Annotated in this window: 11 protein-coding genes and 19 tRNA genes; 4 read left to right on the top strand and 26 right to left on the bottom strand. The window is 59.8% G+C overall.

Going from position 1 to position 14,459, the window contains the following annotated elements:
• Positions 1–39 precede the first annotated feature (39 nt).
• On the top strand, positions 40–627 hold the full coding sequence (locus AC1DWQ_RS17300; protein WP_457282294.1) for a chalcone isomerase family protein: 588 nt from the start codon (positions 40–42) through the stop codon (positions 625–627).
• Between the two features lie 44 nt (positions 628–671).
• On the opposite strand, the gene gph is transcribed toward AC1DWQ_RS17300, so the two are convergent.
• From gph to AC1DWQ_RS17190, 22 genes are all read right to left on the bottom strand, one after another.
• The gene (gene gph / locus AC1DWQ_RS17295; RefSeq protein ID WP_477670723.1) at positions 672–1,382 is read right to left on the bottom strand and encodes a phosphoglycolate phosphatase; all 711 of its coding nucleotides are present in this window, start codon (positions 1,380–1,382) and stop codon (positions 672–674) included.
• Positions 1,383–1,685: 303 nt separating this feature from the next.
• A complete protein-coding gene (locus tag AC1DWQ_RS17290) occupies positions 1,686–2,246 on the bottom strand; it encodes an HNH endonuclease (RefSeq protein ID WP_477670722.1) in 561 nt (186 codons plus the stop codon).
• A gap of 32 nt (positions 2,247–2,278) precedes the next feature.
• Positions 2,279–2,354: transfer RNA gene (locus AC1DWQ_RS17285), tRNA-Val, on the bottom strand.
• A gap of 25 nt (positions 2,355–2,379) precedes the next feature.
• Positions 2,380–2,454 (bottom strand) — tRNA-Lys (locus AC1DWQ_RS17280).
• Between the two features lie 7 nt (positions 2,455–2,461).
• A tRNA-His gene (locus AC1DWQ_RS17275) sits at positions 2,462–2,537 on the bottom strand.
• Positions 2,538–2,552: 15 nt separating this feature from the next.
• Positions 2,553–2,627: transfer RNA gene (locus AC1DWQ_RS17270), tRNA-Ile, on the bottom strand.
• A gap of 12 nt (positions 2,628–2,639) precedes the next feature.
• A tRNA-Asn gene (locus tag AC1DWQ_RS17265) sits at positions 2,640–2,715 on the bottom strand.
• Positions 2,716–2,742: 27 nt separating this feature from the next.
• The gene (locus AC1DWQ_RS17260) at positions 2,743–2,940 is read right to left on the bottom strand and encodes a hypothetical protein (RefSeq protein ID WP_477670721.1); all 198 of its coding nucleotides are present in this window, start codon (positions 2,938–2,940) and stop codon (positions 2,743–2,745) included.
• 35 nt (positions 2,941–2,975) lie between these two features.
• Positions 2,976–3,054 (bottom strand) — tRNA-Arg (locus AC1DWQ_RS17255).
• Between the two features lie 14 nt (positions 3,055–3,068).
• Positions 3,069–3,154: transfer RNA gene (locus AC1DWQ_RS17250), tRNA-Cys, on the bottom strand.
• Between the two features lie 9 nt (positions 3,155–3,163).
• A tRNA-Trp gene (locus tag AC1DWQ_RS17245) sits at positions 3,164–3,240 on the bottom strand.
• Between the two features lie 75 nt (positions 3,241–3,315).
• Positions 3,316–3,400: transfer RNA gene (locus AC1DWQ_RS17240), tRNA-Leu, on the bottom strand.
• 12 nt (positions 3,401–3,412) lie between these two features.
• Positions 3,413–3,490, bottom strand: a tRNA-Leu gene (locus AC1DWQ_RS17235).
• Between the two features lie 80 nt (positions 3,491–3,570).
• Positions 3,571–3,646 (bottom strand) — tRNA-Asp (locus AC1DWQ_RS17230).
• Positions 3,647–3,677: 31 nt separating this feature from the next.
• Positions 3,678–3,750, bottom strand: a tRNA-Pro gene (locus AC1DWQ_RS17225).
• A 27-nt stretch (positions 3,751–3,777) separates the two neighbouring features.
• A tRNA-Arg gene (locus AC1DWQ_RS17220) sits at positions 3,778–3,857 on the bottom strand.
• Between the two features lie 25 nt (positions 3,858–3,882).
• Positions 3,883–3,958 (bottom strand) — tRNA-Arg (locus AC1DWQ_RS17215).
• 21 nt (positions 3,959–3,979) lie between these two features.
• A tRNA-Ile gene (locus tag AC1DWQ_RS17210) sits at positions 3,980–4,054 on the bottom strand.
• Positions 4,055–4,062: 8 nt separating this feature from the next.
• Positions 4,063–4,141 (bottom strand) — tRNA-Gln (locus tag AC1DWQ_RS17205).
• A 10-nt stretch (positions 4,142–4,151) separates the two neighbouring features.
• Positions 4,152–4,242 (bottom strand) — tRNA-Ser (locus tag AC1DWQ_RS17200).
• Between the two features lie 129 nt (positions 4,243–4,371).
• Positions 4,372–4,448: transfer RNA gene (locus AC1DWQ_RS17195), tRNA-Glu, on the bottom strand.
• Positions 4,449–4,714: 266 nt separating this feature from the next.
• A tRNA-Gly gene (locus AC1DWQ_RS17190) sits at positions 4,715–4,790 on the bottom strand.
• 475 nt (positions 4,791–5,265) lie between these two features.
• Between AC1DWQ_RS17190 and AC1DWQ_RS17185 the strand changes: the two genes are divergently transcribed.
• Positions 5,266–5,697 (top strand): hypothetical protein, encoded by a 432-nt coding sequence (locus AC1DWQ_RS17185; RefSeq protein WP_477670720.1) that lies wholly within the window; start codon positions 5,266–5,268, stop codon positions 5,695–5,697.
• Between the two features lie 158 nt (positions 5,698–5,855).
• On the opposite strand, the gene AC1DWQ_RS17180 is transcribed toward AC1DWQ_RS17185, so the two are convergent.
• The 4 genes from AC1DWQ_RS17180 to rpe all read right to left on the bottom strand — a co-directional run bounded on the left by AC1DWQ_RS17180 (position 5,856) and on the right by rpe (position 11,678).
• Positions 5,856–8,384: a PAS domain S-box protein gene (locus AC1DWQ_RS17180; RefSeq protein WP_477670719.1), complete on the bottom strand. Its 2,529-nt coding sequence runs from the start codon at positions 8,382–8,384 to the stop codon at positions 5,856–5,858.
• 42 nt (positions 8,385–8,426) lie between these two features.
• Positions 8,427–9,179: a response regulator gene (locus AC1DWQ_RS17175; RefSeq protein WP_477670718.1), complete on the bottom strand. Its 753-nt coding sequence runs from the start codon at positions 9,177–9,179 to the stop codon at positions 8,427–8,429.
• A 125-nt stretch (positions 9,180–9,304) separates the two neighbouring features.
• Positions 9,305–10,885, bottom strand: coding sequence for an adenylate/guanylate cyclase domain-containing protein (locus AC1DWQ_RS17170; protein ID WP_477670717.1), 1,581 nt, complete (start codon positions 10,883–10,885; stop codon positions 9,305–9,307).
• A gap of 97 nt (positions 10,886–10,982) precedes the next feature.
• Positions 10,983–11,678, bottom strand: a complete 696-nt coding sequence (rpe, locus tag AC1DWQ_RS17165; RefSeq protein ID WP_457282302.1) for a ribulose-phosphate 3-epimerase — start codon at positions 11,676–11,678, stop codon at positions 10,983–10,985.
• A 98-nt stretch (positions 11,679–11,776) separates the two neighbouring features.
• On the opposite strand from rpe, the gene apaG reads away from it, so the two are divergent.
• Together apaG and AC1DWQ_RS17155 are read left to right on the top strand one after the other, a co-directional pair.
• The gene (apaG, locus tag AC1DWQ_RS17160) at positions 11,777–12,172 is read left to right on the top strand and encodes a Co2+/Mg2+ efflux protein ApaG (protein ID WP_457282449.1); all 396 of its coding nucleotides are present in this window, start codon (positions 11,777–11,779) and stop codon (positions 12,170–12,172) included.
• Positions 12,173–12,193: 21 nt separating this feature from the next.
• Positions 12,194–14,155 (top strand): site-specific recombinase, encoded by a 1,962-nt coding sequence (locus tag AC1DWQ_RS17155; RefSeq protein WP_457282303.1) that lies wholly within the window; start codon positions 12,194–12,196, stop codon positions 14,153–14,155.
• Positions 14,156–14,459: the final 304 nt, after the last annotated feature.

The following is a 14,459-nucleotide window of genomic DNA, read 5'->3' as shown; positions in this document are numbered from 1 at the left end:
ACGCTCGTTCTATTTTCCCTATTATCTGGAGATAAATTCATGACTTTGACAACGCGATGCATGGCTGGCTTGGCCGGTTTGGTACTGTCGTTCAGCGCCCTGGCCGACCCTATGGAAGTTTCAGGCATCAAGCTCGATGACCCGGTCGAGGTGAGCGGCGCCAAGCTCCACCTGAACGGCGCAGGCGTTCGCTATAAAGCGGTTTTCAAGGTCTATGTCGGCGCGCTCTATCTCGGGAAAAAAGCAGTGACTCCTGAAGAGGTCTACGCGGCCCCAGGTCCCAAACGGGTCAGCATCACGCTGCTGCGCGAAATTGATTCGAACGAGCTCGGCAAGAGCTTCACCAAAGCCTTTGAAGAAAACACGCCAAAAAACGAGATGTCCAAGCTGATTCCCGGGCTGATCAAGATGGGACAGATATTCGCCAGCCAGAAAAAATTGGTGGCCGGGGACAACTTCACCATTGACTGGATCCCCGGCACCGGCACCATCATCACGGTCAAAGGCAAACCGCAAGGCGATCCATTCAAGGAAGCAGAGTTCTTCACCGCACTTCTGCGCATCTGGCTGGGCCCGCAACCGGCCGACTGGAAACTGAAGGACGCGATGCTCGGCAAACCCGCCTGAAGCGGCGCAAGTCACACTCTCTCAACGGGGCGCAAGCCCCGTTGTCATTTCTGGAGCCGCAGCTCCGCCAGCGAGTCAATGAAGCCATCGGCGTCCACAGCGCGAACCGGCTCGCCATGGTTATACCCATACGTCACCAGCAACACCGGACAGCCCGCGGCCCGGGCGGCCCGGGCATCGTTGCTGGAGTCGCCGATCATCAGCGTGCGGGCAGGCGAAGTGCCGAGGCATTCGCAGGTTCTCAGCAAGGGCAGCGGATCTGGCTTTTTGCGCTCGAATGAATCCCCGCCAAAAACCTGGGTAAAAAAGCCGTCGAGGCCTTTGAGCTTGAGCAGTTCGCGGGCAAACGCCAGGGGTTTGTTGGTCAGGCAGGCAAGCCGCAGTCCGTCCTGCTGCAACACATGCAAGCCTTCCAGGACACCCGGATAAACCGCAGAGTGCCGGCCATTGATGCGGGTGTAATGCCGTTGGTAAGCGACGTAGGCCGCATCGTAAAGCGCTATTAAATCGATAGCTGCCAGCGCAATGCCCATCTTCTCCTGGACATATTTCAGCGTGGTCCTGACGAGATGCTCCGAGCCTTTTCCAACCATGCGCTCCACTGCTGCAGCATCAAGCGCAAACGCCGGCAGGTGGCCCGGCAGCATTTCGGCCAGCATCAGGTTGAGGGCAGCCACAAAGTCGCCCAGGGTATCGACCATGGTGCCGTCCAGGTCGATGATGGCAGCGTCAAAACGGTCGTTGTCAAAAATCATTAGGGTTCAATACAAGGCAGTAACGCTCAAAACAGATAGCAGCCCGAACTGATGATACGGATGAGTCATTCCTGGCACAGGAATTCTCCCCAAGACCAGTCACCGCCAGTACCTCATCGGGTTGATCTTAAAGGCAGATAGCCTGTTGTCTTCTGCAGCCGTGAGTCCGGGCCGATCCTGCCATATGGCGGCGGCCGTGGGCCGCGCACAGGCATGCTGGACAGCATGCCGATGATCCAGGGAACTATCAGGAATAAAAAAGCGGCGCACCACTTTCGCGACGCGCCGCTTCGGCTGCTGAACTCAATTCAGCCTGGATTCCTTGGGCAGCCGGGCGGCCAGCCACTCATGGACGTCGGCCCGTACATTGCGGCCGCGCAGCAGGAAGTCTTCCCACAGCGACGGAACGTAAGGCAAGTAGACCAGCGGCATTCCAGCCTGCTCGGGGGTGCGGGCGCCTTTGCGTGCGTTGCACGACCGGCATGCACTGACCAGGTTGGTCCAGCTGTAGGCTCCACCCTTGCTGTCGGGAATGATGTGCTCGGCTTCGAGATCTTTTTCGAGGAAGATCTGAGCGCAGTAGGCGCAGGTGCAGCGGTCCCGGCGCAACAGCTTGGGTTTCGACACGGCCGGCGTGACCTCAAACAGGTTGCGCCGCGGCGAACCGCGCAGGGCAATGATGGGCTGAATGACCATCAGCGATTGCCGGCCACGCGCCACATTCCACCCACCGCGAAGCGTGGCGAGGGGGCTGTCACCCTCCTCCCACGCCACAGTACCGGTGGCATAGTGCAACGCCGCATCTTCAGCCGTGATCCAGGCCTGGGGCGTCCCCTGGATGTCGAGCTGCAGAACGTGATGCATCGTGGCCTCCTGTAAGGTGAAATGAATGAATTTGGTAGCTCTTGAGAGGATCGAACTCCCGACCATCGCCTTGTAAGGGCGCTGCTCTACCTGCTGAGCTAAAGAGCTGAACAACGAAGCGCTGAATGGCGAATGGTGCGGACAGAGAATTTCGAAATCTCGACCTACCGGTTAAAAGCCGGTTGCTCTGCCTCTGAGCTATGCCCGCATTGGAGTGGGGTGCAAGACCGGACTCGAACCGGTGACCCGCGGGGTCACATCCCGCTGCGCTGCCAACTGCGCCACTTGCACCGAAAAAAAAGAAACTGGTAGCCGCAGCCGGCATCGAACCAGCGACCTGTGCCTTATCAAGGCACTGCTCTACCACTGAGCTATGCGGCTATGAAAAAAAATTGGCTCCACGACCTGGGGTCGAACCAGGGACGACGCGATTAACAGTCGCGCGCTCTACCAGCTGAGCTATCGTGGAATAAGGGAGGCGGGAAATCAGGTGGGCTCACCACTCGCCGCATTCGCGGACACGCTGATCCAGGTCACGGTCATCTTGTGCATGCCCTCGCTTCTCCAAGGCATGACGATGCCGCGCGCTGCCGGCGGCGGCGATACCGCGCAGCAGGGCACGAACAATGCGGTTGCGGGGTGTGGTCGTCCGTTTGGCCATCCTCCTGGAGGCCGCTGTGTTTCTGGCTGTCATGGCAAATCTCCTTGAGGTTGGTTGAACGGGGAATGTGGCGCGCCTGGGCCGATTCGAACGGCCGACAAACTGGGGTAGAAGCCCAGCGCTCTTTCCTGGCTGAGCTACAGGCGCTGAAAGCAATGAGATGGAGGCGGTGGTCAGATTCGAACTGACGCGTGCTGACGCAGGCGGATTTGCAATCCGCTCCCTTCGACCACTGGGGTACACCGCCGGAAATCGCTGGCGGGCGCGAGAAGAATCGAACTTCTAACCTTCGGCTTTGGAGGCCGCTACTCTGCCTGGTTGAGCTACACACCCGTAGGAAACGTGAGTCCGGAGCCGCAGGACGGTTTTGATGCCGGCACCTTCGACCTTTCGAAAAATCTAAAAAAATGGTGCCCCAGGCCGGCATCGAACCGGCATGCCCGAAAGCGCTGGCTTCTAAGGCCAGTGTGTCTTCCCATTCCACCACCGGGGCTGAAAACTGTTCTGGTACTCAAGGGGAGACTCGAACTCCCAAAAGACCTGGTTTTGAAGCAGGCGCGTCTTCCGATTCCGCCACTTGAGCATTTATCTGGTGTCCAGCCCGGATTCGATCCGGCGCAAGGGGTTATCGATCCATCGACCGAGGTAGCACGGCATGAATGGTGGCGGCCTGTACGGGAATCGAACCCGTGACCACATCCTGGACAGGGAAGTGCTCTACCAGCTGAGCTAACAGACCAAAAGAATGAAGAAGACCGGAATGAAGATGCTCCATGTAGCAGGTCTCGAACCTGCGACCTCATGCTCCCAAAGCACGCGCGCTACCAACTGCGCCACACACGGCTTGAATCGAGCTGAATGAAAACTGAATGGCCTCGCGTGAAAGATTTGAACTTCCGACCCTCTGCTTCGTAGGCAGATGCTCTGATTCCGGACTGAGCTAACGCGAGAAAAATCTATTTGGGTTATTGCTGCTGCACGCAGGCAGACTCGAACTGCCAGCCTCGACCTTCGGAGGGTCGCGCTCTGAGTCCCGCTGAGCTATGCGCGCAAATGGCTTGGGTGATGCAGGTGGTGGTTGCAGTTGGGACCGAGCCAACGACCGGCGGGTTATGAGCCCGCTGCTCTACCACTGAGCTATGCAACCCGAAAAAATGGCAGGCCGTGATGGATTCGAACCACCGAAATGTCGGGATCAAAACCCGATGCCTTGGACCAGCTTGGCGAACGGCCCATCAAAGAGATGGCGGAAGATAGGGGATTCGAACCCATGAGCCCACTTTCATGGGCTCTCGCTTAGCAAGCGAGTGCCTTGAACCTCTCGGCCAATCTTCCAAAAATTCCCGGTTACGAGTTCCGGTGCCACCCTATCTTTGAGGCCGGTTTCCGCACTACGCTCTTGCGAGCACTGCGCTTCTTTACTGAACAGCTGCCAGCCAATTACCTGGCTGCCAGCGCTGGAATTGGCGTCACGTAGGGGATTCGAACCCCTGTCTACAAGAATGAAAATCTTGTGTCCTGAGCCACTAGACGAACGTGACAAATACCCTGGCGCCCACGGTCGCGATTTGAACGGCCGACCTGCTGCTTACAAGGCGACTGCCTTACCGCTCCATCGACTGAGCTACGCGGGCTAAAAACTGAATCCATTTCGGCTGTACCTGCATGTGAGCGGCCGGCATGAAGCCGAACCGGGGTCTCCCACTGCACTGCATTTCCGGGGCCATGAACCCCGGCTGCCAGCACACACGCCACCAGACCGTCTCCTCGGTCTCGCGCAGGTGACGTGAAACAGGCACACCCGAAATGGAGCGGACAGACGGCTTCGAACCGACGACATTGAGCCTGGAAGGCTCACGCTCTACCTACTGAGCTATGTCCGCAATTTTTGCGGAACTCGCTGCCATCCAGTGTTTGGCTGCTGTCCCGCTGCAAATTTTTAAAGACTCCCGCGCTTGAAGCGCATCGACGGCACGATCACCGTCAGGGAAAAACAAAAAGGCCCGGTTCCTTGCGGATACCGGGCCTCTGGGTGTCAGAGATTTAGAAGGTACGCTCAGGCGTCTCCTTCTCCCGGTTGTGTGGAATCCTCGTGGTTCTGCTTGGACATGGCGGTCCGCAAAATGGACAACGCAAAAGAACTCAGCCCACGACATTGGCCCAGATGAACGTCACGGCGACGCACGGCAGCACCACCCCAGACGGAGGGGTTGTTTCTTGCGTTGGCGGCTATCGGTTTCATGATGAGTGTGTGGAAAGGGTTGATGCCAAAGTAGCGATGAAAGGTAATGTAAAATCTTTTTACACCATCGTCAACGGGTCGATGCAAAATAATCTGGATTGTTGCAACCACGTCACATGGACTCCGAGAACGTCAATAGAAACCGGCGCAACAACCTGCTGATCATCATTCGGGAGTTCAGCGAGAAGGAGTTGGCCACCGGCGAATCACCTGTCGGCATGTTGGGCCGCATCGCCAGACAACTTGGCCTCAGCGCAGGGGGACTGAGCCAGTTCAAGGGTGACGCAAAGGGCACCGCGCGGAACATCGGCGATGCAGCAGCCGCGCAGATCGAGAGCAAGTCCGGAAAGCCAAAAGGCTGGATGGATACGGATCACGGCGGAGACGCAATCAATCCTGCAGAAAACGCTTTTATCGAACTCGCCCGCATTGCCTGGCGGACGACGGATGCCAAGGGCCGGCGGCTGCTGATGCAGCTTGCGAAGCGGGGCTTTGGTGGGCAGACTGGAGATGATCTCTCTCTCATGGCCAAGCCCGGTGACAAATGACGAATTTCTGCCGGACCAGATACTGAGGGGTGAGGACTGCAACAACACCGGCGGAACCTCATCTCCGCAAAATCTGCATTAACCGCTCAAAGCCTCGATTTGCAGGTACTTATTTCCTCATTCCAGATCGCAGTCCAGACGGCACAGCGCCGGTGCCATCAAAGAACGCCCCCGCGTTTCCCGTTGGAGCGGCTTTTGATGGCGCGCTTGATGCACTTCAGCAAGCGCTGCTCATCCAGCGGCTTTTCAAGCCACTCCGAGACGCCGAGCGACTGGTTTTCGGCATGCTGCCGGGCCTCTGCAGCGATAACCGACAAGACCAGCACCGGTAGCGTGGCGGTGCGCTTGTTGGCGCGCAGCTCACGAACAACGGTGAGGCCGTTTTCATAAGGCAGCTTGATATCCATCGTCATGGCGGCATACGTCTCCATCTTGAGGTAGTCGCGTGCCTGGTCCGCGGTATGCGCCATGTCCGCGTCGTACCCGCCCTTGTCCATGATCATGCCGATAAGCTTGGCGACATCCGGGTCGTCCTCGCACACCAGCACGCGGGGACGTGCATACAGCCCCACCGGTGCGGTGACAGGGGGTGCTTCGCGCCATTCGGGCAAATCAAAGTAAAACGTGGTTCCCGCATTGCTCTCGGTCGTGAAACCGATGTTGCCTTCCATGCGCTCAAGAATGGCTTTGGAAATGCTCAGGCCAAGTCCGGTCCCGCCTTTCTGGCGGGTGTCGGAGGAGTCGGCCTGCGAGAACTTCTGGAAAATGCGCTGCCGGAATTCGTCGGGAATCCCGGGGCCCTTATCGGAGATCTCCACCCGGGCGCGACGGCCACGCTTGCGCACAGTCACATCGACCGTCCCCTCCGGAGGAGAAAACTTGATGGCATTGGACAACAGGTTGGTCACCACCTGGATCAACCGGTCGCTGTCAACACAGACCTGCAGGGAATTTTCGGCTTTATGCAGGGCCAGCTTGACGCCATGCTGGGCGGCAAAGCCCTCGTTGTCTGCCAGGGCCCGCTCCAGCAATGGCTCAAGCTCCTGCGCCTGCAGCTCGAAACGCATCTTCCCTGATTCGATTTTCTCGCTGTCGAGAATGTCATTGATCAGCCGGATCAGCCGCTCGCAATTGCTTTGGGCAATACCTACGAGGTTTTTGGCTTTTTCCGGAATTTCGCCGGCCACACCGCCCCATACCAGTCCCAATGACCCGCGTATTGACGTCAGCGGCGTGCGCAGCTCATGGCTGACGGTTGAAACAAATTCGGTTTTCATGCGGTCGATACGCTTGAGCTCGGTGACGTCCGTTCCCAGCGATGAAAACCCGATAACCATGTCCTGCTCGTCCCCTTCACCATATCTGGGAAAGTAGTTCATGACGTACTCGCGGCGGTCGCCGCCGGCTGTCACATACTCGAACTCATGACGCACCGAGTAACCGGAAAGTGCTTCGCGTACATGCACCCTGACCTGGTCATACAGCTCAGCCCCCAGCACTTCCTGCATCGGCCGGTTCTCGATTTGTTCGGCTTTCAACCCAAACGCTTCTTCGTAGGCGCGGTTATGGAATTGAAAGCGCTGCTCTCCGTCGATATAGGCAATCAGGGCCGGAACGGTATCGGTCAGCTGGCGTAATTGCTCCTCGCTGTTGCGAAGGGCTTCAGTGATGCGCACGCTCTCGGAGATGTCATGAATGATGGCCGTGAAAAGCCGCTTTCCGCTCACATTGACATCGCCAAAGGACACATTGACGGGGAATTCGGTCCCGTCGTGGCGCTGGCCCAGGATCTTCACGTCCCACTCCCGGAAGCCGCGCTGGCGGCCGCCCAGCCCGGAGAAAAAGGCACTGAACCCCATGCGGTACCGCGTTGGCAGCAGCATGGTGACTTCCTGGCCAACCAGGTCTTCGAGCCGGTAACCAAAAAGATGACGCGCTGCGCTGTTCGCGTGGACGATCAAGCCTTCCCCCGTCGCCGTGACCAGCCCTTCGGCCATGCTCTCGGTCACGGCCCGGCTCATGGCTTCGCTGTCCAAAAGCTGCGTCTCAGCACGGCGGCGCTTTTCCTGCGTCCGGAGAATCCTCTGGATCGCCCAGCCAAATATGCTGAGCGACAGCAGTCCGCCCATAAGGATCAGCTGCTTGACGGTTTGGGCGGTCTGGCGGGTTTCGGCCTTGGTGCGTTCAAGGGCTGATTCTTCACCCCCCTTGATACGGCCAACCAGGATCTCGATTTCATCATGGAGCTGGCGGTTCAGGGGGCCACCCACGAGGGCTATAGCGGCTTCCAGGCCGGATTGCTGGCGTGCCGTGACGGTCTGTTCCATCACGCCGACCGTTCGCGTGATCGCATCTTTCAGTGCAAGCCAATCTGCAGTGGAGGTCACAACATCCTGGCTGGTCCGCATGCTTTCGAGCGCCTGCTGGATCTGTGCAAGGGACTGCCGGTAGTCAGCCAGGTCGCTGGAGGCATTGGTCAGCAAATAACGCCGCTGCAGGGATTCCGTCGCCTTGAATCCAGAAACCACGCGCTGGAGAACGAGCGCCTTTTCCCGCGCTTCGCTTTCACTCTGCGCATCGCTGATCAGCGAATTGATGGTGACATAGGATGCCGCAATACTCAGGGCGATCAGCACCATTCCGGCACACAGGGCCACGTTGGTGCTTGAGCGAAAGGGCATTTTCATGGCGCTTGGAGCTTCTTCAGGCCTGTTCGCCGCAAAGGCGCGCTATTGGGTGCCCAGCACGGTACGGACTGCCTGAATCAGTGATTCCGTCTCTACAGGCTTGGTGACATACCCGTCGGCACCACCCGCCAGGCCCTTCAGCACGGACTCCCGCGTTGCCTTGGCGGTCAGCATGATGACCGGAACGTCCTTGAGCACGGGATGGGAGCGAATCCGCAGCAGGATGTCGAAGCCGTCCGCATCCGGAAGCATCACGTCCAGAAGCACCAGATCGGGAATCGGCTGCTTGCGAAATTCCGCCACGATTTCGGCACGGGAACCGGCCGTGCGAACGTCGAACCCCTCGAACGTCAGATAACTTTGCAGGAATTTGGCGAGGTGCTCCTCGTCGTCCACGATAACGACTGACAGGCGCTCGCCAGCTGCGCGGGCACGGGGTGCTCCGCGTTTGCGCGCAATACGCACATAGTAATTGGACTTCTTGAGCGTGGCCGCACAGGAGTCGGCTTCCGCGCCCGCCGCTGTCAGGGCCAACGGGCTGAGGTGGAGTTGAAGCGAGGCCGCAAACGGATCGGGCTGAACCATTTCCACAAGCCCCTTGGCATAGAGCAGATCGAGCGTGCCGTCTACTGTGGCACTGCCTGCTTCACCCATGCTCTGCCGGATCTGCGCAACCGTCAGAATGCCATCAAGGCGCACCAGCAATTCAATCTCAGGCTGCGAAATCGAAGTGGCGGCACTGCGCAGTTCCTGTTGACCTTTGGGTGTAACCGCATATACGTTGTTTGGATGCACTGTGGATGTCCTTTCGCGGGTAACGGGTAACAGTCGTGGCATGAGCCTGAATGCATTCTGATTCTAGTGGCTTGCGATGTAAGGAAACGATACACCTGCAGGCCCGGCCCCTCATGGATCGCTCGCTAAGGGCCTGTGGGGGCCGGATCCGTCGGTGGTAACCCTGACTGCAGCGCGGCAATCAGCTCGCCCAGGGATAACTCCAGTTTCCCCAACAATTCATCCAGACTTTTGCGCGGCAGGCCCTCATTGATGGCCTGCTCAAGCGCAGCCGCATCCGCCGGCACGCTAATGGCGCCGATCTGGGCCGAAACGCCCCGCAGGGAATGGCTGAGCAGTTCGGCATTCTTCAGGTCGCCCGCATCCAGCGCTTCGCGAATGTGCCGGGGAGTATCCCGTCGGCCGTCGAGGTAGCGGCGCAGCATCGACAGGTAGAACCCCTTCATCCCCATTGCGCGGGTCAGGCCGACGCTGAGATCCAGGCCGGCAATGCTCTCAGGCAACGTGGCGTCTGCGGCATCCGCCATGGGAATTCCCGTACCCGGCGTTTTGACGGTATCCCGCGGCGGCGGCTGCAACGTTGGCGGGGTCGCTGTCGCAACAGCCTGCGGCAAGCGCGCCGGTTTCAGCACAGCATAAACCGGAATGGGCTCCGCAAATCCCTTGGCCGTGACGGCAGGCCGCGCTTCGGCCTGGATTTCCGCCTGGACCAGTGCATGGGTTTCACGGGAGATCAGCATCTGGCCGGGCTCTGCGGCCTGCTCAAGCCGCGCGGCAAGGTTCACCTCCCGGCCAATGATGGTGTAGTCCATGCGCAGCTTGCTGCCGAAATTTCCGACATCGCAAAACCCGGAATGAATGCCGATGCGTATTTCAAACGCCTTGTCGATGCCCATCGTTTTCCACCGCACCTGGAGCTCGTCAAGCCGCACCAGCATGGCCACCGCCATCCGGACGCACTGCACGGCATCCTGCTGCCGGCCAAGGGTGTGCGGGTCCCCGAAAAAAATCACGATGGCATCGCCAATGAATTTGTCCAGCGTGGCGCCATAGTCGGCCGCGATTTGCGACATCTCTTCAAAATAGCTGTTCAGCAGGAACGTAACTTCTTCGGGCTGCCATTTACCGGTCGATTCGGTGAAGTTCTTGATGTCCGAAAAAAACACCGTAAGCCATTTGCGCTGCGTCTCGATTTCGGCCTGGCGCGACCCGTCAAAGAGGGACTGGTAGACCTGCGGTGCCAGGTAACGCGACAGTTGTTCTGACAGGGTCTTCAGGCGCTTGGCATTCGCGCTGCGTTCAAGATGCATCCTGACGCGCGCCAACAGGATGGGCGGGCTGACGGGCTTGGTGATGTAGTCGGTGGCCCCCAGGTCCAGCCCATATTGCTCCTCCTCCACGCTGGCAAGCGCCGTCAGGAAGATCACCGGGATATCAGCCGTGCGCGGATCGCCTGCCAGTTGCCGCATCACCTCGTAGCCGTCCATGCCGGGCATCATCACATCCAGCAGGATGATCTCTGGGCGTACCCCCGAAATTGCCGCCTGCAGGCCCTCCTCGCCCGACGCAGCGGCAGTCACCTCATACCGGTCCTGCAGCAGCGTCGCGAGGAAATAACGTATGTCCTCGGTATCGTCCACCACCAGGATGCGGGCCCTCCGCGCGGAGGGCGCCTCACCAACCAGCGGCTTCACAGGTTCAGTCATGATGCGGCTCTTCCATGAATGCCGGGCCAGTTGCGGCCCTACCGGTTTTCGGGCAGAGAGATATGGGAGACAGGGGTCTGCATCGTTGCAGTCTGCCTTATTTCACCAGCTCCACCCGCATGGCGTCAATCACCGCCCTGTAGTCGGGTTTCCCGAAAATCGCACTGCCCGCGACAAAGGTATCGGCACCGGCCGATGCCACGCGCGCGATATTGTCGGTCTTGATGCCCCCATCGACTTCCAGGCGAATGTCTTTTCCCGAAGCGTCAATGCGTTTTCTCGCATCTTCTATTTTGCGCAGCGCGGAGTCAATAAAGCTTTGTCCGCCAAAGCCGGGATTGACGCTCATGATCAGGATGAGATCAATATCCTCAATCACCCAGTCCAGCACATCCAGCGGAGAAGCCGGATTGAACACCAGCCCCGCCTTGCAGCCTTTTGCCTTGATGGCCTGCACGCTGCGGTGCACGTGGCCCGACGCCTCGGGATGAAAACTGATGAAGTCGGCGCCTGCATCGGCAAAGGCTGCAGCCAGCGCATCGACGGGCTGCACCATCAGGTGCACATCCACCGGCACGGCCGTGCCATCGGCTTTTTTTGCATGGGGCTTGAGCGCCTGGCAAATCATCGGTCCAAACGTCAGGTTGGGCACATAGTGGTTGTCCATAACGTCGAAGTGGATCCAGTCGGCTCCCGCGGCAATCACGGCCTTGATCTCGTCACCCAGGCGGGCGAAGTCGGCGGACAAAATGGAGGGGGCGATCCGGTAGGTGGGCGGCGTGTTTTTAGGCATGGCAGGGATTGTCGCAGCAAGCCGCCGCCGCGTCATGCCCGCACGCATGACAGGCTCCCTGGCAGGCGGTTAACATGGGCGCCAACCGTTTACCTGCCATGCCCAAATACCAGTTCTCCTGCGAAGTCGTTCCGCAATACCAGCCTGACCAGTCGGCCCCGGAAGACCACATCTACGGGTTTTCCTACACCGTCACGGTGACCAACACCGGGGACGTGACCGCCCAGCTGATTTCCCGCCACTGGATCATCAGCGACGCCAACGGTCACAACGAGGAGGTCAAAGGGCTTGGCGTTGTGGGCCACCAGCCGCTGCTCAAGCCGGGTGAGTCCTTCCAGTACACCAGCGGATCACGCCTGCGCACGCCCACCGGCACCATGCACGGCAGCTATTTTTGTGTGGCCGAAGATGGCGAACGTTTTGACGTACCCATTGCCATGTTCGTTCTGGAAGCACACAACGGCAGCGCCCCGCACGGCCGGGTGCTGCACTGAACGGATGGGTTTGACCGGCTGATGAAGGATCTTGCTTCCCTCCTGAAGGCGCTCGACCCCGACGCCGACCTGGCCCAGCGCCATGTCTGGCTGATCAAGCTTTTCGAGTGGATTCGCGGCGACCAGACTTCCGTGCCTGCGGCCGTGTCACGGGTACAGGCGTTGATGGACGCCGTGGAGATGCAGCCCGAAGTGCGCACACGGCTGCAAGCCTGGTGGCAAACGCTGATGCAGACCGTTGACATCACCACCTTGCTGGCCGACTTCGGCTTTGCTCCGCGCACGGCGTTTGTCAGCGAGCTGGCCGAACGCCTGCGTCGCAAGCTGCTTCCCGGAACACCCGAAACCACCGATGCTTCGGAGCTTTTCCCGCTGGTCGCTCCCACGCGCTTCGATGCCCAGTGGATGGGCGCACTGGAAGATGCCCAGATCAGCCGCCTGACGCAGCTGCTGTCGGCCAGCCCAAAGCTGGATGCACTGCACTGGCAATACAGCCTGATGGACGCCCTGACGTATTGCACTGCGCAGATTCGCGCCACCGGTTTTGCGCCGGAGCTGCGGCTGCGCATGAACCGCGCCACGCCACACGCCCGGGCCTTCCATGCCCTGCCCGCTGATATTGACGAGCTGCGCAACGCGTTCTTCAAGCCTGACCGGAACGAAGCCCAGCTGCAATCCGCCATCGCACAGTACCGTGAGCGACTGGACGCCTGCCGCCAGGCCGTCAACAGCATTTACGTGCACCTTGAAGACCACGGCATCTCCGTCGGCATGGTGTTTCGCCTGCGCCAGTTACGCGAACGCATCCTGCGCGTGCGCGAACTGCTGGACGCCCTGCTTTCGGCCAAACCCGGCATGGCTGCGCTGAAACTGCTGACGCGCCGCGTCATCACGGCGCAGGAGAGCAAAAGCATAGGCGCGCTGATCAGCGCCAACTCCACGCTGCTGTCGGCCAAGATGGCTGAGCGCAGCGCAGAGACCGGGGAAACCTACATCACCCGTACCCGCGAGGAATACCGCGAAATGCTGGGCAAGGCCATGGGCGGCGGAGCGATCACCGCTTTCACCACGCTCCTGAAATTCATGGTCGTCGCCGTTGGTCTTTCTGCCTTCTGGGGCGGCTTCTGGTCCAGCGTCGTCTATGCCGGCAGCTTTGTTGTCATCCAGCTGCTGCATTTCACATTGGCCACCAAACAGCCTGCCATGACCGCACCGGCGATGGCGGCCAAGCTCAAGGACATCGGTTCGGTCGATACGACCGGCCCCATTGAAGCGTTTGTCGACGAGGTGACACACCTGGTGCGTTCGCAAGTTGCGGCGGTGTGCGGCAATGTATTCATGGTCGTTCCGGCCGTGCTGCTCGTCAACACGCTGATCCAGGTCGTTCTGGGCCGGCCCATGATCAGCGTCGCCGACGCGCACCACGTGCTGGAAACCCTCACCGTGATGGGCCCCGCCCTGCTGTGGGCCGGGTTCACCGGCGGCATCCTGTTCGCAGCCAGCATGATCGGGGGCTGGACCGAGAACTGGTTTGTACTGCATCATCTTGACTCGGCGATGCGCCACAACCCGCGCATCACTTCCGTGCTGGGCGGCGAGCGCGCTGCGCGCTGGTCCGGCTTCATGCGCGACAACATTTCGGGTTTCGCGTCCAACATCGCACTGGGTTTCATGCTCGGCCTCATACCGGCCTTCACCGGTTTCTTCGGGCTTGAACTCCAGGCCCGCCACGTCACCCTGTCAACCGGACAACTGGCGGCGGCCGGCGCCTCTCTCGGGCTCGAAGCATTCCGGCACTGGCAAATCTGGTCCTGCATCCTTGCCATTCCCCTGATAGGCGCGCTCAACCTCGGTGTGAGTTTTTACCTGGCGTTTCGTCTGGCCCTGCAGGCGCACAACGTGAGCAACCTGGACCGGGCCCGCATACGCATCGCCATCTGGGCACGCCTGCGCAGCCACCCGCGCAGCTTCTTCATGCCCTAAACAAGCAGCCCCCCCGTCCAGGCTCACTGCGTGTAGCCTGTTCCCCCCTCGAGGGGGCGGCGCCTGCGGTCTGGCAAAGCCAGTCCCGCGGCACCTCTGGTAGTGCCCACTGAATTCTTCGAGCAAGCAGGGGCCGCGGAACCGGCTTTGCCGGGCCGCAGGCGCCGTCCCCTGCAAGGGGAAAAGGGCTACACGCAGTGAGCCCGATAGGGGTGTGCTTCATGTTCAGGTCTTGTCCTACAGGTCCCGCCGCGAGGCGCCTGTAAATTAATGCAACGTTTCTTTTCAGGAACACCACCGGGCT

It is taken from the genome of Polaromonas sp. P2_G11, assembly GCF_056403595.1.
Note: the sequence above shows the minus strand (reverse complement) of the source record. Positions and strands in the feature narration are given on the sequence as shown.

Coding starts and splice junctions, on each gene's coding strand:
- AC1DWQ_RS17300 (WP_457282294.1), top strand. CDS start 40: ATGACTTTGACAACGCGATGCATGGCTGGCTTGGCCGGTTTGGTACTG.
- gph (WP_477670723.1), bottom strand. CDS start 1,382: ATGATTTTTGACAACGACCGTTTTGACGCTGCCATCATCGACCTGGAC.
- AC1DWQ_RS17290 (WP_477670722.1), bottom strand. CDS start 2,246: ATGCATCACGTTCTGCAGCTCGACATCCAGGGGACGCCCCAGGCCTGG.
- AC1DWQ_RS17260 (WP_477670721.1), bottom strand. CDS start 2,940: ATGACAGCCAGAAACACAGCGGCCTCCAGGAGGATGGCCAAACGGACG.
- AC1DWQ_RS17185 (WP_477670720.1), top strand. CDS start 5,266: ATGGACTCCGAGAACGTCAATAGAAACCGGCGCAACAACCTGCTGATC.
- AC1DWQ_RS17180 (WP_477670719.1), bottom strand. CDS start 8,384: ATGAAAATGCCCTTTCGCTCAAGCACCAACGTGGCCCTGTGTGCCGGA.
- AC1DWQ_RS17170 (WP_477670717.1), bottom strand. CDS start 10,885: ATGACTGAACCTGTGAAGCCGCTGGTTGGTGAGGCGCCCTCCGCGCGG.
- rpe (WP_457282302.1), bottom strand. CDS start 11,678: ATGCCTAAAAACACGCCGCCCACCTACCGGATCGCCCCCTCCATTTTG.
- apaG (WP_457282449.1), top strand. CDS start 11,777: ATGCCCAAATACCAGTTCTCCTGCGAAGTCGTTCCGCAATACCAGCCT.
- AC1DWQ_RS17155 (WP_457282303.1), top strand. CDS start 12,194: ATGAAGGATCTTGCTTCCCTCCTGAAGGCGCTCGACCCCGACGCCGAC.